The following is a 26642-nucleotide window of genomic DNA, read 5'->3' on the forward strand; positions in this document are numbered from 1 at the left end:
GCGAAGGCAAGAAATATAATTCTACATACTTCGGCCAACCCTGCGGCGCTTTCTCGCGCCTGATCGATACATCCGGCCTATGCGGCGATTGATGACGGCTATTGGACTGCAGCGCCCGAACCGCACTTAAATGGGGGTGTGGAGCAGCGAGATTCGAGGGTACGTCATGACCACGACACCGCATCGCGTCGTCATCGTCGGGGCCGGCTTCGGCGGGCTGGAGGCGACCTACCGGCTTGCGGGCGCGCCGGTCGAGATCACGCTGATCGACCGCCGTAACCATCATCTGTTCCAGCCGCTGCTGTACCAGGTCGCGACCGCCTCGCTCGCCACCAGCGAGATCGCGTGGCCGATCCGGCACCTGATGCGCGACCGGCCCGAGGTGACGACGCTGTTCGCGACCGTCAGCGGCGTCGACGCGGCAAGGCGCAGCGTGCTGATCGACGACGGCAGCGAGGTGCCCTACGACACGCTGGTGCTCGCGACCGGCGCGCGTCACGCCTATTTCGGCCACGACGAATGGGAGCAGTTCGCGCCGGGCCTGAAGACGCTGGAAGACGCGACCACGTTGCGCCGTCACATCCTGGTGGCGTTCGAGCGCGCCGAGCGCGAGACCGATCCGGCCAAACGCGCGGCGCGGCTGACCTTCGTCATCGTCGGCGCCGGCCCCACCGGCGTCGAGCTCGCCGGCACCATCGCCGAGATGGCGCATCACACGCTGCCAGCCGACTTCCGCAACATCGACACGACGAAAGCACGCGTGGTGCTGGTCGAGGCGGGGCCACGCGTGCTCGCAGGCTTTGCCGACGACCTCTCGGCCTATGCGCAGGCCTCGCTGGAGAAGATCGGCGTCGAGGTCGTGCTGGGACAGGCCGTCACCGAAATCAATCGCGAGGGCGTGGTGTTCGGCGGCAAGCTGCTCGAGGCCAAGACCAGGATCTGGGCCGCCGGCGTGCGCGCTTCGCCCGCCGCCGAATGGCTGGGCGCACCAGCCGACCGCGCCGGACGCGTGCAGGTCGAGGCGGACCTGACCATCCCCGGCCATCCCGAGATCTTCGCGATCGGCGATACCGTCAGCATCAACGCCTGGGACGGCAAGCCGGTGCCGGGCATCGCGCCGGCCGCCAAGCAGCAGGGGAAGCATGTCGCCGAGACCATCAAGGCACGCCTGCGCGGCGCTGCCACCGGCCCGTTCCGCTACAAGCACGCCGGCAGCCTCGCCCAGATCGGCAAGCGGCTCGCTGTGATCGACTTCGGTCGCTTCAAGCTGCGCGGCACCATTGCGTGGTGGATCTGGGGCATCGCCCACATCTACTTCCTGATCGGCCTCCGCCACCGTCTCAGCGTCGCGCTGAGCTGGTTGTGGATCTACGCGCGCGATCAACGCGCGGCGAGGTTGATCACGCAGGGGAGCAGCAAGGTGGTGTAGGAAGGCTTCTCTCGTGTCCCGGACGCGACGCGGCATGAAAATGACGCGACGCAGAGCCGGGACCCCGAATTGTGGGCCCGGCTCTGCAGCGCAGCGCTACGCGCCGCACTGCGTCCGGGGCATGAGACCTACTTCACCAGCTCGCATCCGCCCTCCGCCAACGGCCGAAACGCCTGCTCCGCGGAGATGGTCGAGACCAGCTTGTAATAGTCGTAGGGATATTTCGACTCCTCCGGCTTCTTCACCTCGAACAGATACATCGGATGCACGACGCGGCCGTCCTGGCGGATCGTGGTGTCGCCGAACAGTTTGTCCTTGCCCTTGAACTTCTTCATCTCGGGCACCGCGTCCTTGGCGTTGTCGCTGCCGGTCGCCGCGACGGCGTTGAGGTAAGCGAGCGTCGAGGCATAAACGCCGGCCTGGTTGCCGCTCGGCATCTTGCCGTTCATGCCGGGCCGCGCGGCGAACCGCTTCGCGAAGGCGCGGGTATCATCGTTCATGTCCCAGTAGAAGGCTTCCATCAGCTGGAGGCCCTGCGCGACCTTGATGCCCATGCCGTGGACGTCGTTGATGAAGAGCAGAAAGGCGACGAGCTTCTGGCCGTTCTGCTGGATGCCGAATTCGGCGGCCTGCTTCACCGCGTTGATGGTGTCGCCGCCGGCATTCGCAAGACCGATCACCTGGGCCTTCGAGCCCTGCGCTTGCAACAGGAAGGAGGCGAAGTCGGAGGTGCCGAGCGGATGCTTGGAAGAGCCGAGCACCTTGCCGCCGTGGCCTTCGATATACTTTTGCGCCTCGGCCTCGATGCCCTTGCCGAGCGCGTAGTCGACCGTGAGAAAATACCAGTCCTTGCCGCCGCGCGACATCATCGCGGCTGCAGTGGTATTGCCGGTCGCCCAGGTGTCATTGACCCATTGGATGGTGTTGGGCGAGCAGGCCTTGCCGGTGAGGTCCGAGCTTGCGGTCGAGGACGCCAGGAACGTCATGCGGCTGTCGCGCAGCAGCGTGTTGATGGAGAGGCCGACCGCCGAGTTCGGCACGTCGACGATGGCATCGACGCCCTCGACGTCGAGCCATTTGCGCGCGATGGCATTGCCGACATCGGCCTTGTTCTGATGGTCGGCATAGACGATCTCGACCTTGATGCCCTTGCCGCCGCCGTTGAAATCCTCCGCCGCCATGCGCGCGGCTTCCACCGAGCCCATTCCGTTGGTGTCCTGGAAAATGCCGGAGATGTCGTTGAGCACGCCGACACGCACGACATTGTCCGAGATCTCGGCGTTCGCCGCGCCGGTCACCAGGCTCGCGGCCAGCGCAAGCGTCCACTTCAGATTTTTCATTGAGTCCTCCCCTGCTTTATTGTTCCGGTCGTGTCAGGCCGGAATGATCGTCACCGGCAGGCTGTCCAGCCCGCGCAGCGTGTTGTTGAAGCGGCGCTTCGGCTCGCCTGCGATCTCGATGCTGGCGATGCGGCGCGCCAGCGCCGAAAGCATCGTCTCGCCTTCCAGCCGCGCCACGAGTTGGCCGACGCACATGTGGATGCCGGAGCCATACCCAACATGGCCGGAGGTGCGGCGGGTAATGTCGTAGCTTTCGGGCTTGTCCCAGCGCCTGGGATCGCGATTGGCCGCGGCGAGGAACATCAGCACTTTCTCGCCTTCGCCGATGGTCGCGCCGGACAGTTCGACGTCACGCGTCGTGGTGCGGAAGAAGGTCTGCACCGGGCTTTCGAACCGCACGGCCTCCTCGAAGGCGTTGCGCGCCAGCGTGAGGTCATCGCGCAAGCGTTGCCATTGCTCGGGGAAACGCGCCAGACAATAGACGGCGGCACCGATGCCATTGACCGTGGTGTCGAGGCCGGCCGACAACAGCGAGCGCACCAGTAGCGGCGCTTCAGTCGCAGTGATCGCGCCCTCATCGACATGGGCGTGGATGCAGGCCCCGATGCCGCCGGGCGTGAGATTGTCACGCTGGCATTGCGCGGTGACATAGGCTTGATGTGGCGCCGAGCGCGCGATGGCTTCCTGGCGCAACTCATTGGGCGGGCCGAACGCGTTGAACACGACGCTCGCATAAGGGATGAGATGCTCACGGCCTTCGGGCTTCAGCCCCAGCGCGTCCGGGAAGATCGAGAGCGGATAGGCTTCCGCGAGATCCGTGATGGCGTCAAAACTGCGCTTGGCGAGCAGCATATCGACTCGTTCTTCAGCCGCCGCCGCAAAGCGGTCGCGGAGCCCCTTCATCACGGTCGGTGACAGCACCTTCGACAGCACGGCACGGGTGCGGGTGTGCGCGGGCGGGTCGGCTTCGAGGATCAGGCTCGGCGGCCGCCACGGCGTCTCCTTCTTGAAATCGCTGAGGCCGACACCGCGGCTGGAGCAGAAGGTCGCGGGATCGTTCAGCACCGCATGGACCTCGGCATAGCGCGCCACGCCGTAGACGTTCCACTTGTCGAGATAGACCACCGGCCCCGCCTCCCGCAGCCGCTCGTGCGCGGGATAGGGGTCGGCGAAAAAATTCATCGCGAAGGGATCGACGTCGAGATGCGGAACGGCCGCGGAGCCGGACGATATTGGGGAGCCGGATACGCTCATAGGAGACCTCCCTCATTTTGATCTTGTGAAAGGATGGCGCTTGCCCTTAGGTCGGTCGGCCCACCGCGAGTCAGACCCCCGACATGCCTTCGCCTTCGACCAGATCCCGCCAGAAGCCCGCGCCTAGCGATGCGGGACCGACGCTCGATCTCGACCGCTACGTCCCGGCGTTCGTCACCTTCATCGCCAACAAGCTCTCGAACAGCGCGACCGCGTTCTATCAGCGGGAGTTCGGCGTCAACGTCACGGAATGGCGGATCATGTCGCTGCTGGCGATCGAGCCCGGCATTCCGGCTTCGCGCATCTGCCACGTCATCGGCTTCGACAAGGGACCGGTGAGCCGGACGCTTGCGGGCCTCGAGAAGCGCGGGCTGGTCTCGATCCGCACCGATCCCCATGACGGCCGCACCCATTCGATCGCGCTGACGGCGAAGGGCCGCACGACCCACGACAAGGTGATCGTCGCCGCGCTCGAACGCGAACGGCGGCTGTTGTCGTGCCTGAACAAGGACGAGCGCGAGGTGCTGATCAATCTGCTGCGCCGGCTGCACGAGAATCTCGGCGCGGTCACTGGCGGCACCGAGACCTGACAGGTCGCAGGCGGGGCACCAGCTACCGTCACGTCCAGGCATACGCCGGCGCTTGCCGACGGCACGATTCGGGCCGAGCATCGTTTCCTCCAGGATCAGACGCGGCGGTTTTTCCCGCCGTCATCTCTGCCTGGAACGGTTCGCATAAATTAGTTGCTTAAGCAACAAAATAATCGGCAGGATATTGCTGCAGGCTTGCTGGCCTATTGGGCACGCCCAGCTCTCGTGTCCCGGACGCGCTGCAGCGTGGAAACGCTGCTGCGCAGAGCCGGGGCATGAGAGCCGCTAGCCGTGGACGGAACGGCCTATCCGACGCACCCAATCCACTCCGCCGACGCATCATCATTCAATCGCGCGACCGCATCGGCGCGCCGTGTCAGCACGGCACGCTGGTTGATGTAGCCCTTGTCGGTGATCTCGCCGCCGTCGACTGAGGGCGGCTCGGCGAGCAGCAGCGCGCGCGTGGCGTGGCCGGAGGAGTTGGGGCCCTGCTGCCTCAGTTTCGCCAGGCCCTGCGCGATCGCGCTCCTGACCTTGTCATGTGCGAGCACCTCGTTCACATCGGCCGTCTCGGGCAGACCGGCGTGGATGCGGCAGGCCGCGATGTTCGGGATCACGAGGAAACGCACCTCGTCACCGCCGTGCCCTGACACGACGATGTCCTGCGCCAGCGGCGCCAGCGCGGCGATCCCGGCAACGCGCAGCGTGCCGACATTGACCCAGGTGCCGGAATTGAGCTTGAAATCTTCGGCGACGCGGCCGTCGAAGAACAGGCCACGCTCCGGCCGCGCGCTGTCGGCAAGCTTCACGGCATCGCCGATCAGATAGAAGCCCTCTTCATCAAAAGCCTGCCTGGTCAGCTCCGGCGCCTTCCAGTAGCCCGGCGTGACGTTGGGACCGCGCACCCGCACCTCCAGCTTGTCGCCGGACGTCACGAGCTTCAGTTCGGTGCCGGGAATGGGCACGCCGATATTGCCGGAACGTTCGGCGAGGAAATGGCAGTCGGTTGCGAGCGGCGACGTCTCGGTCGAGCCCCACGCCGAGACCATCGGCAGCGCGTGGCCGACCGTTTTGAGCGAGAGCTCTTCAAGCGCGTCCCAGAGATTCTGCGGCAGCGCCGCGCCGGCATAGAAGGCAAACTTTACCTCGCCGAAGAAACGGCGGCACAGCTCCTCGTCGCCGCGCAGCGCCGCGATCAGCATGTCGAAGCCGCGCGGCACGTTGAAATAGACCGTGGGCATCACGCTTCTGAGGTTCGCCAGTGACGTCGCGAACAGCCCGGGCGCGGGCTTGCCGCCGTCGATATAGAGCGAGCCGCCGTTGCGCAGCACGAGGTTGAAATTGTGGTTGGCGCCGAAAGTGTGGCTCCAGGGCAGCCAGTCGAGAATGACGAGATCGCCGCGGCCCTGCTGCAGGAAGGTCCAGGTCTGCGCCTTCGCCTGCTGGCTCGAGGTCAGCATGCGCTGGGTGTTGATGACAGCCTTGGGCGTGCCGGTCGAGCCTGACGTGAACAGGAGTTTTGCGATCGTATCCGGCGTCACCGCGGCGAACGCCGTTGCGACGTCGGGACCCTCCGGCGTCGCCGCGATCGTGCGGAAGGCGAGCGCGTCGCCATCGCCGGCGTTGCCGCTGATGATCTGCGCCGTGTGCAGCGGCTTGACCGCGGCCAGCGCCGCCGCGAATGACTTGGTCGCGGAGACATAGATCGCGCCCGGATCGAGCAGCGCGACCATGCTCTTGAGCTTGTCGAAATCTTTCGACATCAGCGAATAGGCCGGCGAGATCGCCGCCGAGGGCACGCCGACATGCTGGGCGGCAAGCGCGAGCAGCGCATGGTCGATGCTGTTGTCGGAGAGGATCGCCAGCGGGCGCTCGGCGCTCAAGCCCTGCGCCAGGATCCAGGACGCCGCCGCGCGCACCCGGTGCTGCGCCTGCGCATAGGTGACAGTGGTCCAGGGCAGCTCGACATGGCCGCGCTCGGCCAGGAAGATCGTATCCGGCGTTTGCTGCGCCCATTGCTCCAGCCAGTCGCCGACGCAGCGCGCGCCATCGCGCAACGGTTCGGGCGAGCGCAGCACGATGCTGCCGTCGGCGCGATGCTCGGCGACGGTTCTGGGTGTTGCGAACAGGCTTGCAGCATCGCCGCGTGCGGCGGTTGTCATGGTTTCCTCCTCCGCCCGGATCCCCGGATCGGCGGCAGCCTCGTTCCGGGCTGCTTTGGCCATAATGTTGGGCAGGACAATTGTTGTCGTCAACAACAATCTTTCGCGACGGCGCCCGAGGCGCTAAGCTTGCGCGGCAGGAGACACGATGTGACAGCCACCGCGCCCCAGACCTCCCCACGCAAACGAGCGAGCAACGGCACCGCGCGGCGGATCGACGCCGACGAGATCGGCCTCGACGCGCTGGTGGGGCACGCCGGCTATGCGGTGCGGCGCTTCCAGATCTGGATCTTTCAGGACTTCATCAGGACGCTTGGCGCGGTCGACATCCGGCCGACGCAATATTCGGTACTGACGGTGATCGGCGCCAATCCGGGTCTGTCGCAGATGGCGGTGGCGAAACGCCTCGGCATCGAGCGCGCCCGGCTGGTGCACCTGCTCGACAGCCTGGAGCAGCGCAAGCTCGTGAAGCGGGTCAAGTCGAAGGCGGACCGTCGCTCCCATGCGCTGCATCTCACGATCCAGGGCGAGACGGCGCTGGCAAAGTTCAAGCGCCTCGCGGCCGAGCACGAACGGCATGTCGAGGCGAAGATCGGCAAGGAAAACCGGGCGCAGCTGCTGCGAATCCTTGCCGGCTTCACCTGATCTCGACTGCCTATGATTTGAGCAGATGCCCGTCACAGGGCGCTGACATCACGGCCCGCCCGCCTGTCGAATTATCCCCCAAGCCACTGATCAGACGGATAATATCCGCAGCTTCATTCCTGCCCGGATAATGTACACAATGGCACATCGCTTGCTTCGCTCCGGGCGAAGACAGATTGCCGGAGTTTTGTCGCCATGAGGGCTGAAATGGGGGCTGAGCAGCCTGAAACGATCGCCGCGATCGTGGCCGCGCATCGCGCGGGCACGTTGACGCCGGCAGAGACGATCGCGCGGACCTATCAGCGCATCCGCGACCATGATGATCCCGCCATCTTCATCAGCCTGCGCGACGAAAAGGATGCGATCGCGGAGGCCGAAAAGCTGGCCGCGAAGGATCCCGCCGGCCTGCCGCTCTACGGCGTGCCTGTCGCGGTGAAGGACAATATCGACGCGCTGGGCTTTCCGACCACGGCGGCCTGCCCCGCCTTCTCCTTTACGCCCACACACGATTCGACGGCGGTGGCGCGGTTGCGCGCGGCCGGCGCGATCATCATCGGCAAGACCAATCTCGACCAGTTCGCGACCGGTCTCGTCGGCGTGCGCTCGCCCTATGGTATCCCCAGAAATTCGATCCGCGAGGATCTCATTCCCGGCGGCTCCAGCTCGGGCTCCGCCGTCGCCGTCGGCGCCGGCCTCGTGCCGCTATCGCTCGGCACCGACACCGCCGGCTCCGGCCGCGTGCCGGCGATGCTCAACAACATCGTCGGGCTGAAGCCGAGCCTCGGCATGATCTCGAACGCGGGGCTGGTGCCGGCCTGCCGCACGCTCGATTGCATCTCGGTCTTCGCCCTGACGGTCGACGACGCGGCGCTGGCGCTGTCCGTGATGGCCGGGCCGGACGCAGCCGATCCGTTCTCACGCGACCGGCCGCTGGGCGCGATCACGCCGTTCCCGGCAGGCTTGCGTCTCGGCGTGCCGCGCAAGGGTCAACTGATCTTCTTCGGCGACAAGAAGGCGGAGGCCGCCTACGCCGATGCGTTGAAGCGCTGGACTGCGCTCGGCGCGACGCTGGTCGAATTCGACCTCGAGCCGTTCTATGAGACGGCGCGGCTGCTCTATGAGGGTCCGTGGGTCGCCGAGCGCTATCTCGTGATAAAGGACCTGCTGGCGTCCGCGCCCGATTCGATTCACCCCGTGACGCGCGAGATCACCGCCGCGGGAGCGCGGCTCACCGCAGCGGATACGTTCTCGGCGCTCTACCGCCTGCAGGGCCTGCGCAAGATTGCCGAGCGCACCTTTGCCAATATCGACGCGCTGGTGCTGCCGACGGCGCCGACCGCCTATACCACCGCGCAGGTGCTCGCCAATCCGATCGAGCTCAACAGCCGGCTCGGCACCTACACCAATTTCGTCAACCTGCTCGACCTCTGCGGCCTCGCTCTGCCGGCAGAGATGCGCGGCGACGGCGTCCCGTTCGGCATCACGCTGCTCGCGCCCGCGCGGCATGACGCGCTGCTGGCGAGCATCGGCCGCGTCTTTCATGCGGATACAAAGTTGAGCCTCGGCGCGAAGGGCACGGCGCAAGCACCGCTGCCGCCCTTGCCGGCAAGTGGCGGCGACGAGATCCCGATCGCGGTCGTCGGTGCACATCTCTCTGGCATGGCGTTGAACGGTGAATTGACGGCGTTGAACGCGAAGTTGATCGAGGCGACGAAGACCGCGCCCGACTACAAGCTCTACGCGCTCAAGACCACGCCGCCGAAGCCGGGCATGCTGCGGGTTGCGGCCGGCCACGGGGCGTCGATCGAGCTGGAGGTCTGGTTGCTGTCGTCCTCCGCGTTCGGCAAGTTCGTCAACGCGATCCCCGCGCCGATGGCGATCGGCACGGTGCGCCTCGCCGATGGCCGCAGCGTGAAGGGATTTCTCGTCGAGCCCGAGGTGCTGGGCGAGGCGCGGGATATCACGGCGTATGGCGGCTGGCGGAAATTCATGGCCGAAGCTGCAACAAAGCAGGTCTCGTAGGGTGGGTTAGCGCAGCGTAACCCACCTCTTTAGTTTCCGCGGAGACAGAAGTGGTGGGTTACGCCTTCGGCTAACCCACCCTACGACTTCACACCGACACCGCGTAGATCTCGTACTCCCCGCGTACCAGCTCGATATGCGCACGCATCGCAGCGGCGGCGCCCTGCTTGTCGCCGCGCATGATGGCGACGACGACGCGGTCGTGCTCGGCTTGCGATTTGGCGAGACGGCCGAGGTTACGAAACTGGGCGCGGCGGAACGGCTGCACGCGCACCCGCGTCGCCAGCGTGATCTCGGCGATGTAGCCATTCTGAGATCCCGCGTAGATCGCGTTGTGGAAGCGCTCGTTGACTTCGTGGAAACGCTCGGGATTGCCCGCGTAGCTCAGCACCCTCAACTCCTCGTGCACGGCCTCCAGACCGTGGCGCTCGGCCGCCGACATGCGTTCGGCGGCAAGACCTGCGCACATCGCCTCGAGCTCTGCCATCGCCTCGAACATGCTCGTCAGACGCTCGACCGAGGGCTGCGCCACCACCGCGCCGCGATGGGCACGCGCCTCGACGAGGCCGCTCGCCACCAGCTGGCGCAACGCCTCGCGCACCGGCGTCCGCGACACGCTGAAGCGGCGCGCGATGTCGGTCTCGTCCAGCGGCGAGCCGGGAGCCAGGGTGCCGCGCACGATCTCGTCGGCGAGCTGCAGGCGCAACTCTTCGGCGCGCGTGACCTTCTGCACCGATGGCGAGGCCCGGTCGACGCGCGGCACCACCGGCTCAGCCGGCAATGTTCCGGGCGGAAAGTCGTCAAGCGTCATACGGTCAGGTCTCTTTCGGCTCGTCGATGATGCTGACATGGGCGGCGACGACGCGCCAGCCCTCCGGGAAGCGAATCCAGGTCTGCATCTGCCGGCCGACCTTGCCGGGCGCCGTGTCGCGATAGAACAAAGTGGAGGCAACGGCCGTGTCGCGGCCATAGCTGGAGATGACGGTCTTTGCGGTGCGGCGATTGAGGCCGACCGGCGAGCGCGCGGCGCGGAAGCCGTTGATCGCCTCATAGCCGTAGAGGTTCTCGCCGATGCCGTAGCGCAGCGTGCGGGGATCGTTGCGGAAGAGCTCGCCGAGCACGGCGACGTCATTGGTGATGAGCGCCTGCTCATAGCGGTCGAATGCGGCTTTGACTTCCGCGATCACCTCGGGGAGATCGATCTCCATGTCAGATTCCTCTCGGCGACGGCGCAGCGGCTACGCCCATCTTTTCCAAGGCGTGCGCGACGCGGAGCGCGATGTCTTCGCGCCAGGGCGCCGCGATGATCTGCACGCCGATCGGCAGCGGCTCGAGCGGCACCGGAACTGCGACCACCGGCAGGCCGATGAAGGAGATCGGCTGGGTGTGGATGCCGATATTGGCACGCACCGGCAGCTCGACGCCGTCGAGGTTGAAATTCACCTGGCCGAGTTTCGGCGCGGTGCAGGGCGTCGCCGGCGCGAGCAGTACGTCGACCGACCTGAAGATCTCGGCGAGCTCGGCGCGATACCAGCGGCGGAATTTCTGCGCGCGTTCGACCAGCGCTGCCGGCACCATGGCGCCCGCGATCAGCCGGTCGCGCACGGCCGGATCGAAGTCGTTCGCGCGCTGGCGCAGGCGATCGAGATGCAGCGAGGCGCCTTCGGTGGTGGAGATGACATAAGCCGCCGCGCGAGCGCGCGCAGCCTCGGGAATGTCGACTACCTTCGTCGCGCCGAGCGCCCTGGCGACACGGCTGACGGCCTCGACCGCTTCCGGAAACACGTTCTTCTGGAAATATCCGCCGGCGATGGCGATGCGCAGATCCGAGACCGGATTGGCGATCAGCGGCAGCGTCGGCTCCAGCCCGCGCGTGGTGCAGGCGCTGTCCTCCGCGTCCGGGCCCTGCATCGCATCATAGGCGAGTGCGAGATCGGCGACGGAGCGCGCGAACGGGCCGAGATGATCGAGGCTCGCCACGAAAGGAAACGAGCGCGCCCGTGACAGCCGGCCATAGGTCGGCTTCAGACCGAAGATGCCGCAGAACGAGGACGGCACGCGGATCGAACCATTGGTGTCCGAGCCAAGCGCGATCGGCACCAGCGCGCCGCCGACGGCACTGCCCGAGCCGCCGGACGAGCCGCCGGTCATTCGCGTGGTGTCGTGCGGATTGCGCGAGGGGCCATCATGGACGTTCTCGCCGGTGAAGTCGTAGGCGTATTCGCCCATGTTGAGCGCGCCGACCAGCACGGCACCGGCGGCTTCCATGCGCTCGATCAGCGTCGCATCGCGCGACGCGGGCGCGCGATCACGGTTGATCTTCGAGCCTGCGCGCGTGGGAAGCCCGGCGACGTCAAACAGGTTCTTCACCGCGAAGGGAACGCCGGCAAGCGGGCCGACATCCTTGCCGGCGGCGATATCGGCATCGATCGCACGTGCGTTGGCGCGGGCGCGATCTGCGGTGACATCGGTGAAGGAATTGAGGATGCCGTCATGCTGCTTGATGCGCGCGAGAGCGGCTTCGGTCGCATCGAGCGCGGACATCTTGCCACCCGCAACCGCCTTGGCGATTTCGGCGGCCGTCATCTCTGGCTTGCTGGTCATGGCAACATCAAGCGGTGAAGATCGGCGCCGGCTCGGTCTCGTCCGGCAGCGCAAATTCGTCGACCAGGCGGCCGAGCCGCAGCGACACTTCGAGATTGGCACGCACCGCGGGCCTCCAGGCCTCCTCGACCGGCAGCGCCAGCGCTTTCGATACGGCGTCGATATAATCGTCCAGCGGTTCGGCCATCACTCTCTCAAGCTGATCTCAGTGCACGCTCAGTGTACCTGCAACGGCGGATGCGGGATCGCCGTCAGCAGCTCCTTGGTGTAGTCGTCCTGCGGATCGCTCAAGACCTGCTCGGAAGAGCCTTCCTCGACGATTCGACCCGTCCGCATCACAATGACACGATCGCACAACAAGCGCACTACGTTCAAATCATGCGAGACGAACAGATAGCTCATACCTAGCCGTGCTTTCAGGTCCTGCAGCAGGTTTAGCACGACGGCCTGCACCGAGACGTCAAGCGCCGCAGTCGGCTCGTCCAGGATCACCAGCTTCGGATGCAGTGCGATCGCGCGGGCGATGCCGACGCGGGCCTTCTGCCCGCCGGAGAGCTGGTGCGGAAAGCGATCCAGCAGATTGTGCGGGAGGCCGACCATGGTGGCCAGCTCCTCGCAGCGGGCGCGGAGCGCGTCGCGGCCCCTGATGTCGCTCAATTGCATGATGGGGTCGGCAATGGCGCGCGCGGCGGTGAAGCGCGGATTGAGGCTGTCGGTCGGGTCCTGGAACACCATCTGGATGCGGCTGCGCTGCGGCAGCCGGGCGAACGACGCAGGCTGGATGGCGCCGATGTCCTCGCCGTCGAACTGGATCAGGCCGGAGGTCTGGTCGAGCAGCCGCATCACCATCATCGACGTGGTCGATTTGCCGCAGCCGGATTCGCCGACCAGGCCGACGCTCTCGCCGTGACCGATCGAGAAGCTGATGCCGTCCACCGCGCGGAACACATCGGGCTCCAGCGGTGGCTTGCGGCCGAACAGCTTTCCGAGCGTGGCGGTGGCCCCTTGGCGGGGGTATTCCTTCACGAGCTTTTCAATGAGGAGAAGGGGCTTCTGGCTCTCCGCACCTGATACGGCGGTCGGGGCCACGGACGCCGCGCTCGCGGCAGCAGCGGCTGCGCCCTCCTCTTCCGGCAGCAAATCCCGCAGGCTCACGCCGAGCCGCGGCGTCGCGCGCATCAGCTTCTTGGTGTAGGGGTGCTGCGGGCTCGCAAAGATGTCGGCGGCCTTGGCGGTCTCGACCACGCGGCCCTTCTCCATCACCACCACGCGATCGCAATAGGCGGCGGCGAGGCCGAGATCGTGTGTGATCAGGATGGTCGACATCGCCTTGCGTTTTGTCAGTTCGACGATCAAATCCATCACCGCCTTCTGGGTGGTGACGTCGAGGCCGGTGGTCGGCTCGTCCGCGATCAGCAGTTGCGGATTGCAGGCCAGCGCGAGCGCGATGACGACGCGCTGGCACATGCCGCCGGACAGCTCGAACGGATAGGCGTGATAGCGCTCGCGCGGGCGGGCGATCTTGACCTGTTCCAGCGCCTCGATCGCCTTCTCGCCGTGATCGGCGACCTGAGCCTGCTGCACATGGGTGCGCAGCACGTCCTCGATCTGGTCGCCCACTTTCCGGATCGGGTTCAGCGCCGCGCGCGGATTCTGGAAGATCATCGAGACTTCGCGGCCGCGCAAATCGCGCATCTGGTCTTCGCTCGCGGCCTTCACGTCGATGCCGGAGAACATCACCGAGCCCTCGGCGATCCGCCCGGCACGGTCGAGGATGCGCATCACCGCATAGGACGTCACCGACTTGCCGGAGCCGGACTCGCCGACGATGGCGAGCGTCTCGCCCTTGGCGACGGAGATGCTGACATGCTGCACGGCTTTGACGATGCCGCGGCGGGTGGAGAATTCGACGGTGAGGTCCTGGACGTCGAGCAAGGGCTGGGCGGTCATGAACGGCTCCCGTCACCCAAAAAGTGCGAAAACAACCCCATGCACAGTAGAACGGGATTGAATTCGTTGAGGAATTTTGGACGGAAATTGGCCATCACGTCCTCCGCTGGGGGTCGATGATGTCGCGCAGGCCGTCGCCGAGGAGGTTGAAGCAGAACACCGCGATCATCAGCGCGAGCCCGGGGAACAGCGCGATCCACCACTCGCCCGAGACCATGAAGCCCGCGCCTTCGGCGACCATGATGCCCCACTCCGCGGTCGGCGGGCGGACGCCGAGGCCGATGAAGGAGAGGCCTGCGGCATTGAGGATGGCGTATCCCATCGTCAGAGACATCTGCACGATCATGATCGGCATGATGTTCGGCAGGATGTGCACCAGGAGGATACGGAATTCGCCGTTGCCGGAGAGGCGCGCGGCCTGCACGAAGCCGGCATTACGGCGGACATTGGCCTCGGCGCGCGCGACGCGGGCATAGAGCGGGAAGTTCACGATGGCGGTGGCGAGGATGATGTTCTGCACGGTGTTGCCGAGGGCGGCGACGATGCCCATCGCCAGCACGAACAGCGGGAAGGCCATGATGGTGTCGGCGATGCGGCCGACGATCCGATCGGTCCAGCCGCCGAAATAGCCGGCCGCGATGCCGGCGAGGCCGCCCATCAGGAACACCAGCACGACGGAGGCGACCGCGATGAACGCGTCGAGCCGTGTTGCCACGATGACGCGACTGAAAATGTCACGGCCGAGCTGGTCGGTGCCGAACCAGTGCGCGGCCGACGGCGGCTTCAGAGCAGCAGCTGTATCCGAGGCGAGTGGATCGTAGGGCACGACGTAGGGGCCGAAGATCGCGGCGACGAGGATCAGGATCAGCAGGGCAAAGGCGAAGCCCGTGACCTTGTTCTCGCCGAGCACGTAGCGGGTCTGTTCGAGGATCGCAGTCAGTCCCGAGGTGCGTGCGGGACCGGCGGGTTCAACAGCAGGCGCAACGGAGCTCATGGGATCACTCCTGAAGCTTCATGACCTTGGGGCAAATCGGCGAGCTGGGAGCTTGCTTCACCTCTCCCGCTTGCGGGAGAGGTCGCATTGCATCGAAAGATGCAATGCGGGTGAGGGCTCTCTCCTCTTGGGGGTTCTCGATTGCGGAAGCACCCTCTCCCCAACCCTCCCCCGCAGGCGGGGGAGGGAGCGCACCGTCCACGCGGCTCGCACCAGACGCGATCATCATGGTTCAGCCCTCCAACCGGACGCGCGGATCGATCACGCCGTACAAAATGTCAATCACGAGATTGAGCAGCACGTACATCACCGCCATGGTCAGCACGAAGCCCTGCACCGGTGCGAAGTCCGACGAAATCAGCGCTTCCACCGCATAGGAGCCGATGCCGGGCCAGGCGAACACTTTTTCGACCAGCACATTCGCTCCGAGCAGGAACGAGAACACCATGCTGAGCGTGGTGATCACGGGCAGCATCGCGTTGCGGAACGCGTAGGTGACGATCACGGTCGCCGGCGACAGGCCGCTGGCGCGGGCGGTGCGGACGAATTCCGACGACAGCACCGCCAGCATCGAAGCGCGCGTCATGCGTGCGATCGGCGCCAGCGAGAAGATCGCAAGCGTCGTCGCCGGCAGAATGAGCTGACTCAGTGCCGAGCGGAACGCCTCGAGGTCGCGCGCGATCAGCGTGTCGATCAGATAGAAGCCCGTCACCGTCGGCGGCGCGCTGTAGAACACATCGAGGCGTCCGAGCGGTGCGGGCGACCAGCCGAGCCGGAAATAGAAGACATAGACCAGCACGAGGCCGGTGAAGAACACCGGCAGCGAGACCCCGGCCGTGGTCGTGACGCGACATAAATGATCGACCCATGATCCCGGCCGCGTGGCCGCCAGCACGCCGAGCGGAATGGCGATCACGACCGAGACGATCAACCCGAGCAGCGTCAGCTCGGCGGAGGCCGGCAGGCGGTTGCGGATCTCGGCCGCGACCGGCTGGCCCGTGGTCAGCGAGTTGCCGAAATCGCCATGGGCGAGATCGTTGGTGTAGCGGAAGAACTGCTCGATCAGCGGCTTGTCGAGGCCGAGCTTCTTGCGGATTTGCTCGACGGCCTCCTTGGTCGCGGCAGGACCGGCGAAGTAAGCGGCGGGATCGCCCGGAAGCGCGCGCGTCAGCAGGAAGGTGACGATGACGACGCCGATCAGCGACGGAATCGCGAACATCAGGCGCTTGCCGATCATGGTCAGCATGGGGCTCGCTCCGCTCGCGCGAATGGCGAATAGCGAATGGCGAGTGGGTATTCGCACCTGTCGGCCATCACGTCCCCCTATTCGCTATTCGCCACTCCCCACTTGCACCTCTCACCCCTTCACCAGCGCACGGTAATCCAGCCTGCGGTGGAACCAGTACTGGTAGCCGCTGATGTTCTTCTGCATCGCGACGTTGACGAAGGGCTGGTAGAGCGGGATGCGCGGGATGTCGGTGAAGGCGAGATCGACGAAGCCCTTCACGTCCTTGTCGTAGGTGGCGGTGTCGCCGCTTGCTGCCGCGGTGCGCGCGCCGTCGATCAGCTTGTCCATCTCCGCCGACTTGTAGCTCATGGTGTTGAAGACGGAATTGTTGCCGTGATAGCACCAGTAGAAGAAGTATTCGGGGTAATCGAGCCAGCCCGAGAACACGTTGGTGAAGAGCGGCATCTCCTTCTTGTTCAATTCGGTGCGCCAGTTGGCGCCGGGCACCTTGTTGATGGTGGTCTTGATTCCGATCTGGGCCAGGCTCTCCTGTACCAGCACGCAGAGCGGCTCGTTGACGCCGGCGAAGTTCAGGTCGAACGAGATCGTGGTCTCGAAGCCGTTGGCCATGCCCGCTTCGGCCATCAACGCCTTCGCCTTCTCGATGTCGGTGTTGTATTTGTGCGGCTGCGGCCAGGCGACTTCGGTGGCCTTGTCCTTCGGCGCGCCGAACATCGGGTTGGCGAGGCCGAACATCACCGCGTCCATGATCTTCTGATAGGGCAGCGCATAGGCGACGGCCTGACGCACCTTGGGATTGTCGAACGGCGGCTTGGTGACGTTCATGCCGATGTACTGGATGCCGTTGGAGAACGGCAGCGACACCACGTTGAGCTTGCCGTTCGCCTTCATCTCCTGGAAGTCCTTGTTCGGCAGTTCGTAGGAGATGTCGGCGTCGCCACGCTCCAGCAGGGCGCGGCGGTTGCCGGCCTGCGGCACCATGCGCCAGATCACGCGCTTGATCTTCGGCAGCGGACCGCAGACCCAGTCGTCGTTGCGCTCCATGATGACTTCGGTGCCGGCGGTCCACTTCGTCACCTTGTAGGCGCCGGAGCCCGCGGTCTGCTGCTTGGTGTATTCGAGACCCCAGGGATCCTTCTCGCTGGCGTGCTTCTTCACCAGCTCGGAATTGACGATGCAGGGCACGATCACGGCGAGATCGGGGATCGTCAGCCTGTCCTTCTTCAGGAAGTCGACGCGCACGGTGTGGTCGTCGACGACGACGAACTGCTCCGGCTTCGTGAGAGACCCCGCGCTCATCTGGAAGGTCGGGAAGCCGCCGACGCTGACGGCGCGGTCGAGCGACCACTTCACGTCCTTCGCGGTCACGGGCGTGCCGTCGTGGAATTTGGCGTTCTTGCGCAGCTTGAAGGTGACCGACTTGTCGTCGATCTTGAACTCCTCGGCGAGCTCGCCCTTGAACTTGTCGCGGTCGTAATAGGGCACGCCGCCGGGGCCGCTCTTCATCTCGTGGCTGATCAGGCGGTCGTAGCAATTCCAGGACACTTCATAGCCGGGCACGTTGGTGCCGACGCCGTGGATGTCGAGATTGTTGGGGCCGCCTTCCGAGACGATCAGCAGCGTCTCCGAGCGGGCGTCGGCATAGGCCGAGGAGACCACGGACGGCATGGCCGGAAGTGCCGCTCCGGCGGCCAATCCGGAAACGGACTTGAGGAAATCGCGGCGCTTCATGGCAATTGCTCCAACACGACGTTTTTGGTTGGAACCGGATTCGCAAGGTTCGTGCCAAGGCTCAACGGGAGCCTGAAATCACTTCATGGTACTGAAATCACTTGTGAATATCAGTTTCAGCGCGTGCGCGGCCTTCACCTCGATCTCGAAGATTGCATACAAAGATGCAGATTTGCTCATTTAATAAGCGACATTTGATGGTCGCCCTCCCAATAAGCATCATTGTCATTCCGGGCTGATGCGCAGCATCGAGCCCGGACTCCATCGGGGGCGGCAGCGTGCGCGGGACGATGGATTCTCAGGTGCGCAATTGCGTACCATAGCTCGCCGCTGCGCGGCGCCCCGGAATGACGAAGAGAGGTGGAGCGCGACCGCTCACTCCGCCCAGATCAACTCCTGCAACTCGACCAGATCATCCGCCTGCTCCTGCCAGCCCTCGATGCAGACATGGCTGTTGAGGTCGCTGGCGCGGTGCAGCAGCATCAGGGCCATCAGCCGGCGCTTCAGCGTGGTGTCGAGCTTCTCGTAGCCAAAGCCTTCGAGCAGGCTCTTTACCCTGCCGGGCCGGCCCGCCGCCATGAACGCGCCGGGGCCGAGCAGATCGTAATCGCGCCATCCCGCCAGCACGTCGCCGAAATCGAACAGGCCTGCGAGCGACCATTGGCCGTCATCGCAGGCAAGCAGGAAGTTCTCCGGAATGTATTCGCCGACCAGAAAGACCGGCGGCGCATCCATCGGAATGAGCTTTTCCGCATCGCGCAGGAGGTCGTCGAGGCCTTCCAGGAATTTCGGCGCGAGACCGAGACGGGTGTGCCTGGCCTTGCAGCCCTGCATCTGGGCACGCATCAAATCGTTCCAGCGCGGCTCGATGCTCGCGAGCGGTCCGAGCGGGACGCGCTGGACGCTCGCGATGGTCTCGCCGATCTGGCGCAGCAGCCGCTCTTTCTGGTCTTCCGGCAATTGCGGCCAGACCTCCGAGCCGAGCGTGCCTGTGAGACGTGTGATGACGAGATAGGGCCAGCCGTCGCGCGCTCCCTCCGCGACGATCTCGGGGATCGGGAGATCGAGGTGGCCGGCGAGCTGCGTCAGCGAGCCGCGCTCGGAGACGAATTGTGCGTGCAGCATCGGCGGGAAGATCTTCAGGATCAGTTTGTCGCCGAGGCCAACCACGAGATTGGTGCCGGTCGCGAACACATGCGGTGCGCTGGTATCGAAGCCGTGGCTGCGCGCGATGTCGAGCGCGATCGGGAGCCATTGCGCGGGATCGAAGCGAAAGGCGCGGAAGCTTTCGGCGTCGGTGAAAGCTGGCAGTTCTTGCGATGAAGTCATCGTCATTCGGCTGCTTTTGGCTGGCTCAGTCCGAGCCAAGAAGACGGTGCACCTCTCCCGCTTGCGGGAGAGGTCGGCACGTAGTGCCGGGTGAGGGTTCTTTCCTCTAGGGGATTGTCCCATTGCGGAGACACCCTCTCCCCACCCCTCCCCCGCAAGCGGGGGAGGGAGCGCACCGCCCGCGCGGCTGCAGTGGTGTTCAATCGCAGCACACTACCGATCCGGACTCGCGCGCTCGAACTGGCGCAAGATCTTGTTGCCGCGCTCGACCGCTGCATCGAGCGCTGCTTGCGCGCTCTTGTGACCGGCGAAGGCCTGCTCCAGCTCGTCCTCGATCGCGCCGCGGATCAGGACGAAGGAGCCGAGCCGGATGCCTTTCGAGTTCTCCGTCGGCGGATTGAGCGTGATCTCCTCGAACGAGATCGCCGCGCCCGGATTGCGCTCGTAAAAGCCCTGCGCGCGCGTCAGCTCGGAGGCGGCGCGGGTGATCGGCAGGTATCCGGTGTTCTGGTGCCAGGCGGCCTGCACGCCGGGCTGCGCCAGATAGGCGAAGAACCGCGCCACGCCCTTGTATTCCTCGCGCGGGCGGTCGCGCAGCACCCACAGGGTTGCGCCGCCGATGATCGAGTTCTGCGGCGCGCCCTTCACGTCGGGCCAATATGGCATCATGCCGTAGCCGACCTCGAATTTCGAATTCGCCTTGATGTCGGCGCGCGTCGCCGAGGAGCCGATGAAGATGCCGCATTCGCCGTTCTGGAAACGTGGCTCGGCCGCTTGGCCGCGGCCGCCATAGTCGAACGATTTCGTCTTTTGCCATTCGGCGAGCTGGGCGATGTGTTTGACCACGACCGGATTGTTGATGGTCAATTCCGCGTCCAGCCCGGCAAAGCCGTTGCCGCGCGTCGCCAGCGGCAGATCATGGAAAGCGGAGAAATTCTCGACATGGATCCAGGACGGCCAGGACGTGGTGAAGCCGCACGCAGCACCGCGGTCGCGCAGGCGCTTTGCAGCCGCGCCCAGTTCCGGCCAGGTCTTCGGCGGCGTCTCCGGATCGAGACCCGCATCGCGGAACATGGTCTTGTTGTAATAGAGGATCGGCGTCGAGGAATTGAACGGGAACGACAGCAGATTGCCGGCCGCATCGGTGTAATAGCCGGAGACGGCGGGCAGGTAGTCGTCGAGCGAGAACGGCTCGTTCATGTCCCGCATCAGGCTGAACACCGGATAGATCGCGCCCTTGGCCGCGGTCATGGTGGCGGTGGCGACCTCGTTGACCTGGACGATGGCGGGCTGGCTGCGCGAGCGGAAGGCGAAGATCGCGGCGGTCACCGTCTCGGTGTAGTTGCCCTTGTAAACCGGCACGATGCGGTAGTCGGACTGCGAGGCGTTGAAGTCCGAGGCGAGCTTCCCGAGCTGGCGGCCGAGTTCGCCGGACATGGCGTGCCACCAGGCGATGTCGGTCGCGGCGCGAGCAGGAGCTGCCAAGGAGAGCGCCGCAAGAATGGCGAGGTACAAGGGGCGCAATGCTGACGTCACGATGGCTTTTCTCGTTTCCAGCGCCAACCGGCGGCGACCCTGCTTACGGCGCCTCCGGTGCGGTTTCAACCGGCAATGCGTCCCGGCCGCGCTGCACAATCGGCCGCGCCCGCAGCGGGTAGCCTTGTCCTTCCCATCTGCTAGATTGCATTGAACCTTTTGCTCCCGCCATAGACTCCATCACTGAGGGGTTGAGTGTGCCAGTGCTGAACCGTGCCGAACTCTCGCGGACCGGGGTGATCTTCGTCGCGCTTCTGCTTGCCGTCTGCATGACGGGCGCCAGTGCACGCGAGTTTCGCGCCGCCGATACCCAGACCGAGGATTACCCGACGGTCCAGGCGCTGCGCTACATGGGCGCCCTGATCGCCGAGCGCAGCGGCGGCCGCCACGAGATCAAGGTGTTCCACTCCCGCCAGCTCGGCGAGGAAAAGGAGACCATCGAGCAGACCAGGGTCGGTGCGATCGACCTCAACCGGACCAACGTCGCGCTGATCGGCAATTTCGTGCCGGCGATGAACGTGCTCGCCATGCCGTTCCTGTTCCGGTCCTTCGAGCACATGCAGAAGGTGCTGGACGGGCCCGTCGGCAGCGAGATCCTCGATAGTTTCGAGCCCTATGGCTTCGTCGGGCTGGCCTTCTACGATTCCGGGGCGCGGTCGATCTACAACGGCGTCCGGCCGGTAAAGTCCATCGCGGATCTCAAGGGATTGCGGATCCGGGTGCAGCAGTCGGAGTTGATGAGCCAGATGATCCGCTCGCTCGGCGCCGAGCCCGTCGAGATGCCCTATGGGCAGGTCCTCACCGGGCTCGCCAACCATCTGGTCGACGGCGCCGAGAACAATTGGCCATCTTTCGTGACGACGGACCATTTCAAGCATGCCGGCCATTACACGCTTACCGAGCACACGATGAGCCCCGAGGTGCTGGTGATCTCGCTGAAGGCCTGGCGGAGCCTGTCGCCAGACGATCAGACCATTTTCCGGGAGGCCGCGCAGCGCTCCAGCCGGTTCATGCGCGAGAAATGGCGCGACCTCGAGGAGCAGTCGCAGCGCAAGGCGGAGGAAGCCGGCGTCACCATCGTCAGGGATATCGACCGCAAGCCGTTCGAGGACGCGATGGTCCCGATCTACGCCAAGGCGGCGCGCGATCCCGCCGCGGCCGCGCTGATCGAACGCATTCGCAAGGTGGAGTGAGGCCTGTTGACCGGGCTTGGACACAGCGAGCACGCAGAGCGGCCGTCGGGCCCGGTCGGACGGCTGCGCGCGCGCCTCGTCGGCGTGCTGCGCGCGGTGCCGATCCGCTGGCGCATCCTGTCGATCGCGGCACTGAATTCCGCCGTGGTGGTGGTGCTGGTGGCGATGATCTGGAACGGCGCGCAGGTGCTGGGCTCGGCCTGGGACGACGTGCGTCAGGTGCGCGAATCCGACCGGATCCTGGCGCTGCTCGAAAGCGAGACCGGGCGGCTGCAGAACCTGATCCACCGCTACATCAACCAGCCGAGCCCGGACCTGTTCGCCGAGATCCTGCTGCTGCGCGAGGCGGTGCTGGGCACGCTGAGCAACCGAGCCGCCAAGGACCCGATGCTGTCGGGCTCGGTCGAGGAGCTGGAGCGCACCACCGACCGCTTCCTCAACGGCTTCGGCGAGCTGCGCAGCGTGCAGGCGACCATCGCGAAGACCTATGAGGAGCAGGTGCAGGGGCCTGCCCGCGACATGGCCGGCCTCTATTCCATCATCGAAGGCGCCACCGGCCATCGCGACGCGCTGATCTGGCCTTCGCTCGGCAAATCCCGCGAGGCTTTCACGGCGATGCTGGTGGCGGCCAATTCCTATTACCTGTCGCTGTCGACGGGCGCAGCCGACGACGCGCGCCGCAACACCGAGACGATCGAGAAGACCATCCCCGTGATGATCGATCTCGCCGACAACGATTTGCAGAAGATGGCCTTGCGGCGCCTTGGCGCCCGCACCGCCGCGCTGCGCGAGGGCTTTGCGAAACTCTCCGAGCAGCTTGCGAGCCGCACCGAGCTGCTCCGCAACACCATCGACGCCAGCCAGGCCGAGGCGATCGGCGCCATCGACGACCTCTCCGGCAAGATGCGCCAGCGCGAGCAGAAGGCGCAGGAGACCTTCGACCGCACGCTGGCGGATATTTCCCGGCGGGTGCTGACGATCGCCGTGATCTTCCTCGGCATCATCCTCACCGCGGGCGTGATGATCGCGCTGTCGATCCGCCTGCCGCTGCAGCAGATCCTGACCGCGATGCGCGCGATCACGCTCGGCGACCTCGGCCGCGAGGTACAGGGCACCAAGGCCCGCGACGAGGTCGGCGCCATGGCGCGCGCGGTCGAGGTGTTCCGCGAGAACGCGATCGCGAAGCGCGAGACCGAGGACGAGCTGCGCGCGTCCAAGGAGAAGGCCGAAAGCGCGCTGCTCGAGCTCAATACCGCCCAGCAGAACTTGATCGATGCCGAGAGGCTGGCGGCGCTCGGCGGCCTCGTCGCCGGCGTCGCGCACGAGGTCAACAACCCGATCGGCATCAGCCTCACGGTGGCATCGAGCTTTGCCCGGCGCAGCGAGATCTTCGAGGCCCAGCTCAGGGGCGACGGGGGCCTGCGGCGCTCGCAGCTGGAGGAATTCGTGCAGTCCTCGCGCGACGCCTCGCAGCAGCTGGTCGCCAATCTGCAGCGCGCCGGCGAGCTGATCCAGTCGTTCAAGCAGGTCGCGGTCGACCGCTCGCATGCCGAGCGGCGGCAATTCTCTCTCAGCGAGGCCACCGACCAGATCATCGCGAGCCTTCGCCCCGTGTTGAAGCGCTCGCCGATCACGCTTCAAGTCGACGTGCCCGAGGGGCTGCTGCTCGACGGCTACCCCGGCTCCTATGGCCAGATCCTGACCAACCTCTTCCTCAACGCCGCCAACCATGCCTTCGCCGACGGGCGCGCCGGCACGATCATCATCTCGGCGCGGCCGCGCGGGGCCGACGACATCGAGATCATCTTCACCGACGACGGGGCCGGCATGACCCCCGACGTGCAGCGCCAGGCCTTTGACCCTTTCTTTACCACCCGGCGCAATGAAGGCGGTACGGGACTTGGCCTGCATATCGTCTATAACCTCGTCACCCAGCAGCTCGGCGGGCGCATGATGCTGGAATCCAAGCTGGGACAAGGCACCACTTTTCGCATTATCATGCCCCGGGTCGCCAAGGGCGGCGCGCAAAGCACAGAAAGTGACGGGACTTCTCAATGGCCGAACAGGACGATGTCCTCCACCTGATCGACGATACCGGTACCGCGTCGGAGGATGCCAACGCCCGGAAATGGAAAATCGCCGTCATCGACGACGATCCGGCCGTGCATGACGGCACCCGTTTTGCCCTCTCGGATTACAGCCTGAACGGCCAGGGCCTGGAGATCCTGTCGGCGCATTCCGCGGCCGAAGGCCGCAAGCTGATGGCCGCGCACAACGACATCGCCGCGGTGCTGCTCGACGTCATCATGGAGACCGACGTCGCCGGCCTCGAGCTGGTCGAATACATCCGCAACGAGCTCAAGAACGAGACCGTGCGCATCATCCTGCGCACCGGCCAGCCCGGCCAGGCGCCTGAGCGGCGCGTGATCGTGCAGTACGACATCAACGACTACAAGGCCAAGACCGAGCTCACCGCCGACAAGCTGTTCACCTCGCTGACCGCGGCGCTGCGCTCCTATCAGCAGCTCGAGCGCATGCTGCAGACCAGGCGCGGGCTCGAGATCATCATCGACGCGGCCTCGACGCTGTACGACTTCAAGTCGATGCAGCGGCTCGCCGAGGGCGTGCTGACCCAGCTCGCCTCGCTGCTCAACGTCGATTGCGCCGGTATCCTGGTTTTGCGCGACAATGGCGGCATCGACCCCGAACTCTCGGTGCTCGCCGGCAGCGGCTGCTACAGCCGCTTCATCGGCACCACCTCGTCGAAGGCGCTCGACCCCGATCTGCGCGCGATGGTGGAAGCCGCCTTCCAGGGCCGCAAGAACGAATTCGCCGACCACCGCAGCGTGATCTATCTGCGCACCGGAAGCGGCCGCGAGGTGGTGGTGCTGCTGCAGGCCGAGCGCGAATTGTCCGAGACCGACCGCTCGCTGGTCGAGATCTTCTCCTCCAGGCTATCGATCGCGTTCGATAACGTCATCCTCTATCAGCAGCTCCAGGATGCCAACACCCAGCTGGAGGACCGCGTCGCCCAGCGCACCCGCGCCTTGATGCAGGCCAACCGCCGCCTGTCGGCGCAATGGCTGCGGCTGCAGCGCGCCAACGGCTTCAAGAACGAGATCCTGGGCACGGTCGCGCACGACCTGAAGAACCCGCTCGGGGTCATCCTCGGCCGCACCGAGATGCTGAAGGAGCTGATCTCGACCGGCGCCTCGGAAAGCGGCGTGGTCGCCCAGGTCGACCACATCCGCGACGCCACCAAGCGCCTGACCACGATGGTCGACCATCTGATCTCGGACGCGATGGCCGACGCCTTCGACATCACCATCCGCCGCGAGCCGGTCGACGTCGCCGCTTTGGTCAAGGAGGTCGCCGAGGCCAACCAGCCGCTCGCCGTCAACAAGCAGCAGGCGATCGGCGTCACCGCGCCGCCCAACATTGTCACCATGTGCGACACCGACCGCATCCGCGAGGCCATCGACAACCTCATCAGCAACGCCATCAAATACTCGCCGATCGGCGGCAGGATCGACGTGGTCGTCAGCCACGAAGGCAGCGAGACCATCGTCCGTGTCAGCGACGAGGGCGCCGGCCTGTCACCGGAGGATCTCGGCCGCCTGTTCGGCCGGTTCCAGCGGCTGTCGGCCAAGCCGACCGCCGGCGAAAGCTCGACGGGCCTCGGGCTCTCCATCGTCAAGCGCATCGTCGACATGCATGGCGGCGAGGTGACCGCCGACAGCGAGGGCCCCGGCAAGGGCTCGACCTTCACCATCACCCTCCCCGCGACCGAACTGCCGTGAAGCCATGACCCAAAGCCAGCACATCATGATCGTCGACGATGAAGCCCCCGCCCGGGAGATGGTCGGCGATTATCTCAAGATGCACGGCTTCGCCGTGACGCTGTGCGACGGCGGCAAGTCGCTTCGCGCAGCGATCCAGGGCCGCATGCCCGACCTCGTCGTGCTCGACCTCAACATGCCCGAGGAAGACGGCCTCTCGATCATCCGCGACCTCAAGAGCCGCATCAACGTGCCTGTCATCATGCTGACGGCAACCGCGAGCCCGATCGATCGCGTGGTGGGGCTGGAGCTCGGCGCCGACGATTACGTGGCCAAGCCCTGCGAGCTGCGCGAGCTGATGGCGCGCATCCGCTCGGTACTGCGCAGGAGCGTGCCGGCCAGGGCCGCGGCGCCCGAAGCTGCAGCCGCAAAGTCGGACAAGGAGCAGCTGGTGCGCTTCGGCACCAAATGGCTCGACCTCGAAGCCCAGGCCTTGCGCGACGACGAGGGCAACGAGCATCCACTGACCGCGTCCGAGTTCGGGCTCCTGAAGGTGTTCGCGGCCAATCCGAAGCGCGTGCTGTCGCGCGAGCGGCTGCTCGAACTCGCCAATGCGCGCGACGCCGAAGCCTTCGACCGCGCGGTGGATCTCCGCATCATGCGCATCCGCCGCAAGATCGAGCCGGATCCCGCCAAGCCCGCCGTGATCCGCACCATCCGCGGCGGCGGCTACCTGTTCTCGCCCGCTGGCGAGAAGGCTTAAAGGCGGACGGCAAATACAGCTGTCATCCCGGGGCGCGCGCAGCGCGAGCTATGATGCGCAATTGCGCATCTG

Annotated in this window: 21 protein-coding genes; 8 read left to right on the forward strand and 13 right to left on the reverse strand. The window is 65.6% G+C overall.

Going from position 1 to position 26642, the window contains the following annotated elements; translation table 11 throughout:
• Positions 1-166 precede the first annotated feature (166 nt).
• Positions 167-1429, forward strand: a complete 1263-nt coding sequence (locus CIT39_RS32125) for an NAD(P)/FAD-dependent oxidoreductase (protein WP_162308795.1) — start codon at positions 167-169, stop codon at positions 1427-1429.
• Positions 1430-1557: 128 nt separating this feature from the next.
• Here CIT39_RS32125 and CIT39_RS32130 read toward each other — a convergent pair whose 3' ends face one another.
• Both CIT39_RS32130 and CIT39_RS32135 read right to left on the reverse strand, forming a co-directional pair.
• Entirely contained in the window at positions 1558-2769 is a 1212-nt protein-coding gene (locus tag CIT39_RS32130) for an ABC transporter substrate-binding protein (RefSeq protein WP_094976318.1), read from the reverse strand.
• Positions 2770-2802: 33 nt separating this feature from the next.
• On the reverse strand, positions 2803-4023 hold the full coding sequence (locus tag CIT39_RS32135; RefSeq protein ID WP_094976317.1) for a cytochrome P450: 1221 nt from the start codon (positions 4021-4023) through the stop codon (positions 2803-2805).
• An 83-nt stretch (positions 4024-4106) separates the two neighbouring features.
• Between CIT39_RS32135 and CIT39_RS32140 the strand changes: the two genes are divergently transcribed.
• A complete protein-coding gene (locus CIT39_RS32140; protein WP_094976316.1) occupies positions 4107-4613 on the forward strand; it encodes a MarR family winged helix-turn-helix transcriptional regulator in 507 nt (168 codons plus the stop codon).
• Between the two features lie 305 nt (positions 4614-4918).
• Here the strand turns inward: CIT39_RS32140 and CIT39_RS32145 are convergent, their stop codons facing one another.
• Positions 4919-6775, reverse strand: coding sequence for a feruloyl-CoA synthase (locus tag CIT39_RS32145; protein WP_094977028.1), 1857 nt, complete (start codon positions 6773-6775; stop codon positions 4919-4921).
• Between the two features lie 150 nt (positions 6776-6925).
• Between CIT39_RS32145 and CIT39_RS32150 the strand changes: the two genes are divergently transcribed.
• Both CIT39_RS32150 and atzF read left to right on the forward strand, forming a co-directional pair.
• Positions 6926-7420 (forward strand): MarR family winged helix-turn-helix transcriptional regulator, encoded by a 495-nt coding sequence (locus CIT39_RS32150; RefSeq protein WP_162308796.1) that lies wholly within the window; start codon positions 6926-6928, stop codon positions 7418-7420.
• 207 nt (positions 7421-7627) lie between these two features.
• On the forward strand, positions 7628-9442 hold the full coding sequence (gene atzF / locus CIT39_RS32155; RefSeq protein ID WP_094976314.1) for an allophanate hydrolase: 1815 nt from the start codon (positions 7628-7630) through the stop codon (positions 9440-9442).
• An 88-nt stretch (positions 9443-9530) separates the two neighbouring features.
• On the opposite strand, the gene CIT39_RS32160 is transcribed toward atzF, so the two are convergent.
• The 10 genes from CIT39_RS32160 to ugpB all read right to left on the reverse strand — a co-directional run bounded on the left by CIT39_RS32160 (position 9531) and on the right by ugpB (position 20835).
• Positions 9531-10253: a GntR family transcriptional regulator gene (locus CIT39_RS32160; RefSeq protein WP_162308798.1), complete on the reverse strand. Its 723-nt coding sequence runs from the start codon at positions 10251-10253 to the stop codon at positions 9531-9533.
• Positions 10254-10257: 4 nt separating this feature from the next.
• Positions 10258-10650: an oxalurate catabolism protein HpxZ gene (gene hpxZ, locus CIT39_RS32165; RefSeq protein ID WP_094976312.1), complete on the reverse strand. Its 393-nt coding sequence runs from the start codon at positions 10648-10650 to the stop codon at positions 10258-10260.
• A gap of 1 nt (position 10651) precedes the next feature.
• Complete coding sequence (locus CIT39_RS32170) at positions 10652-12046, reverse strand: AtzE family amidohydrolase (RefSeq protein ID WP_162308799.1); 1395 nt, start codon at positions 12044-12046, stop codon at positions 10652-10654.
• Between the two features lie 7 nt (positions 12047-12053).
• The gene (locus tag CIT39_RS32175) at positions 12054-12233 is read right to left on the reverse strand and encodes a DUF4089 domain-containing protein (protein WP_128930863.1); all 180 of its coding nucleotides are present in this window, start codon (positions 12231-12233) and stop codon (positions 12054-12056) included.
• Positions 12234-12262: 29 nt separating this feature from the next.
• Positions 12263-13996, reverse strand: coding sequence for a dipeptide ABC transporter ATP-binding protein (locus CIT39_RS32180; RefSeq protein WP_094976311.1), 1734 nt, complete (start codon positions 13994-13996; stop codon positions 12263-12265).
• 94 nt (positions 13997-14090) lie between these two features.
• The gene (locus CIT39_RS32185) at positions 14091-14990 is read right to left on the reverse strand and encodes an ABC transporter permease (RefSeq protein WP_094976310.1); all 900 of its coding nucleotides are present in this window, start codon (positions 14988-14990) and stop codon (positions 14091-14093) included.
• Between the two features lie 232 nt (positions 14991-15222).
• Positions 15223-16236, reverse strand: a complete 1014-nt coding sequence (locus CIT39_RS32190; RefSeq protein WP_094976309.1) for an ABC transporter permease — start codon at positions 16234-16236, stop codon at positions 15223-15225.
• A gap of 111 nt (positions 16237-16347) precedes the next feature.
• Entirely contained in the window at positions 16348-17970 is a 1623-nt protein-coding gene (locus tag CIT39_RS32195; RefSeq protein ID WP_094976308.1) for an ABC transporter substrate-binding protein, read from the reverse strand.
• 375 nt (positions 17971-18345) lie between these two features.
• The gene (locus CIT39_RS32200) at positions 18346-19305 is read right to left on the reverse strand and encodes an aminoglycoside phosphotransferase family protein (RefSeq protein WP_094977026.1); all 960 of its coding nucleotides are present in this window, start codon (positions 19303-19305) and stop codon (positions 18346-18348) included.
• Positions 19306-19512: 207 nt separating this feature from the next.
• Entirely contained in the window at positions 19513-20835 is a 1323-nt protein-coding gene (gene ugpB / locus CIT39_RS32205; RefSeq protein WP_181955127.1) for a sn-glycerol-3-phosphate ABC transporter substrate-binding protein UgpB, read from the reverse strand.
• 197 nt (positions 20836-21032) lie between these two features.
• Here ugpB and CIT39_RS32210 point away from each other — a divergent pair, with 197 nt between their 5' ends.
• From CIT39_RS32210 to CIT39_RS32225, 4 genes are read left to right on the forward strand one after another with little or no spacing between them, the layout of a single operon-like run.
• On the forward strand, positions 21033-22028 hold the full coding sequence (locus CIT39_RS32210; protein WP_094976307.1) for a TRAP transporter substrate-binding protein: 996 nt from the start codon (positions 21033-21035) through the stop codon (positions 22026-22028).
• 6 nt (positions 22029-22034) lie between these two features.
• The gene (locus CIT39_RS32215; RefSeq protein ID WP_162308800.1) at positions 22035-24113 is read left to right on the forward strand and encodes a sensor histidine kinase; all 2079 of its coding nucleotides are present in this window, start codon (positions 22035-22037) and stop codon (positions 24111-24113) included.
• Positions 24083-25828 (forward strand): ATP-binding response regulator, encoded by a 1746-nt coding sequence (locus CIT39_RS32220; RefSeq protein ID WP_094976306.1) that lies wholly within the window; start codon positions 24083-24085, stop codon positions 25826-25828. The genes CIT39_RS32215 and CIT39_RS32220 overlap by 31 nt, the downstream gene beginning before the upstream one ends.
• Before the next feature lie 4 nt (positions 25829-25832).
• Complete coding sequence (locus CIT39_RS32225; protein WP_094976305.1) at positions 25833-26570, forward strand: response regulator; 738 nt, start codon at positions 25833-25835, stop codon at positions 26568-26570.
• Positions 26571-26642: the final 72 nt, after the last annotated feature.

The organism is Bradyrhizobium symbiodeficiens (assembly GCF_002266465.3).
Classification (GTDB): domain Bacteria; phylum Pseudomonadota; class Alphaproteobacteria; order Rhizobiales; family Xanthobacteraceae; genus Bradyrhizobium; species Bradyrhizobium symbiodeficiens.

Bases quoted from the DNA above. Each gene is read 5' to 3' on its own strand.
- CIT39_RS32125 (WP_162308795.1), top strand. From the start codon at position 167: ATGACCACGACACCGCATCGCGTCGTCATCGTCGGGGCCGGCTTCGGC.
- CIT39_RS32130 (WP_094976318.1), bottom strand. From the start codon at position 2,769: ATGAAAAATCTGAAGTGGACGCTTGCGCTGGCCGCGAGCCTGGTGACC.
- CIT39_RS32135 (WP_094976317.1), bottom strand. From the start codon at position 4,023: ATGAGCGTATCCGGCTCCCCAATATCGTCCGGCTCCGCGGCCGTTCCG.
- CIT39_RS32140 (WP_094976316.1), top strand. From the start codon at position 4,107: ATGCCTTCGCCTTCGACCAGATCCCGCCAGAAGCCCGCGCCTAGCGAT.
- CIT39_RS32145 (WP_094977028.1), bottom strand. From the start codon at position 6,775: ATGACAACCGCCGCACGCGGCGATGCTGCAAGCCTGTTCGCAACACCC.
- atzF (WP_094976314.1), top strand. From the start codon at position 7,628: ATGGGGGCTGAGCAGCCTGAAACGATCGCCGCGATCGTGGCCGCGCAT.
- CIT39_RS32160 (WP_162308798.1), bottom strand. From the start codon at position 10,253: ATGACGCTTGACGACTTTCCGCCCGGAACATTGCCGGCTGAGCCGGTG.
- hpxZ (WP_094976312.1), bottom strand. From the start codon at position 10,650: ATGGAGATCGATCTCCCCGAGGTGATCGCGGAAGTCAAAGCCGCATTC.
- CIT39_RS32170 (WP_162308799.1), bottom strand. From the start codon at position 12,046: ATGACCAGCAAGCCAGAGATGACGGCCGCCGAAATCGCCAAGGCGGTT.
- CIT39_RS32175 (WP_128930863.1), bottom strand. From the start codon at position 12,233: ATGGCCGAACCGCTGGACGATTATATCGACGCCGTATCGAAAGCGCTG.
- CIT39_RS32180 (WP_094976311.1), bottom strand. From the start codon at position 13,996: ATGACCGCCCAGCCCTTGCTCGACGTCCAGGACCTCACCGTCGAATTC.
- CIT39_RS32185 (WP_094976310.1), bottom strand. From the start codon at position 14,990: ATGAGCTCCGTTGCGCCTGCTGTTGAACCCGCCGGTCCCGCACGCACC.
- CIT39_RS32190 (WP_094976309.1), bottom strand. From the start codon at position 16,236: ATGCTGACCATGATCGGCAAGCGCCTGATGTTCGCGATTCCGTCGCTG.
- CIT39_RS32195 (WP_094976308.1), bottom strand. From the start codon at position 17,970: ATGAAGCGCCGCGATTTCCTCAAGTCCGTTTCCGGATTGGCCGCCGGA.
- CIT39_RS32200 (WP_094977026.1), bottom strand. From the start codon at position 19,305: ATGACGATGACTTCATCGCAAGAACTGCCAGCTTTCACCGACGCCGAA.
- CIT39_RS32220 (WP_094976306.1), top strand. From the start codon at position 24,083: ATGGCCGAACAGGACGATGTCCTCCACCTGATCGACGATACCGGTACC.
- CIT39_RS32225 (WP_094976305.1), top strand. From the start codon at position 25,833: ATGACCCAAAGCCAGCACATCATGATCGTCGACGATGAAGCCCCCGCC.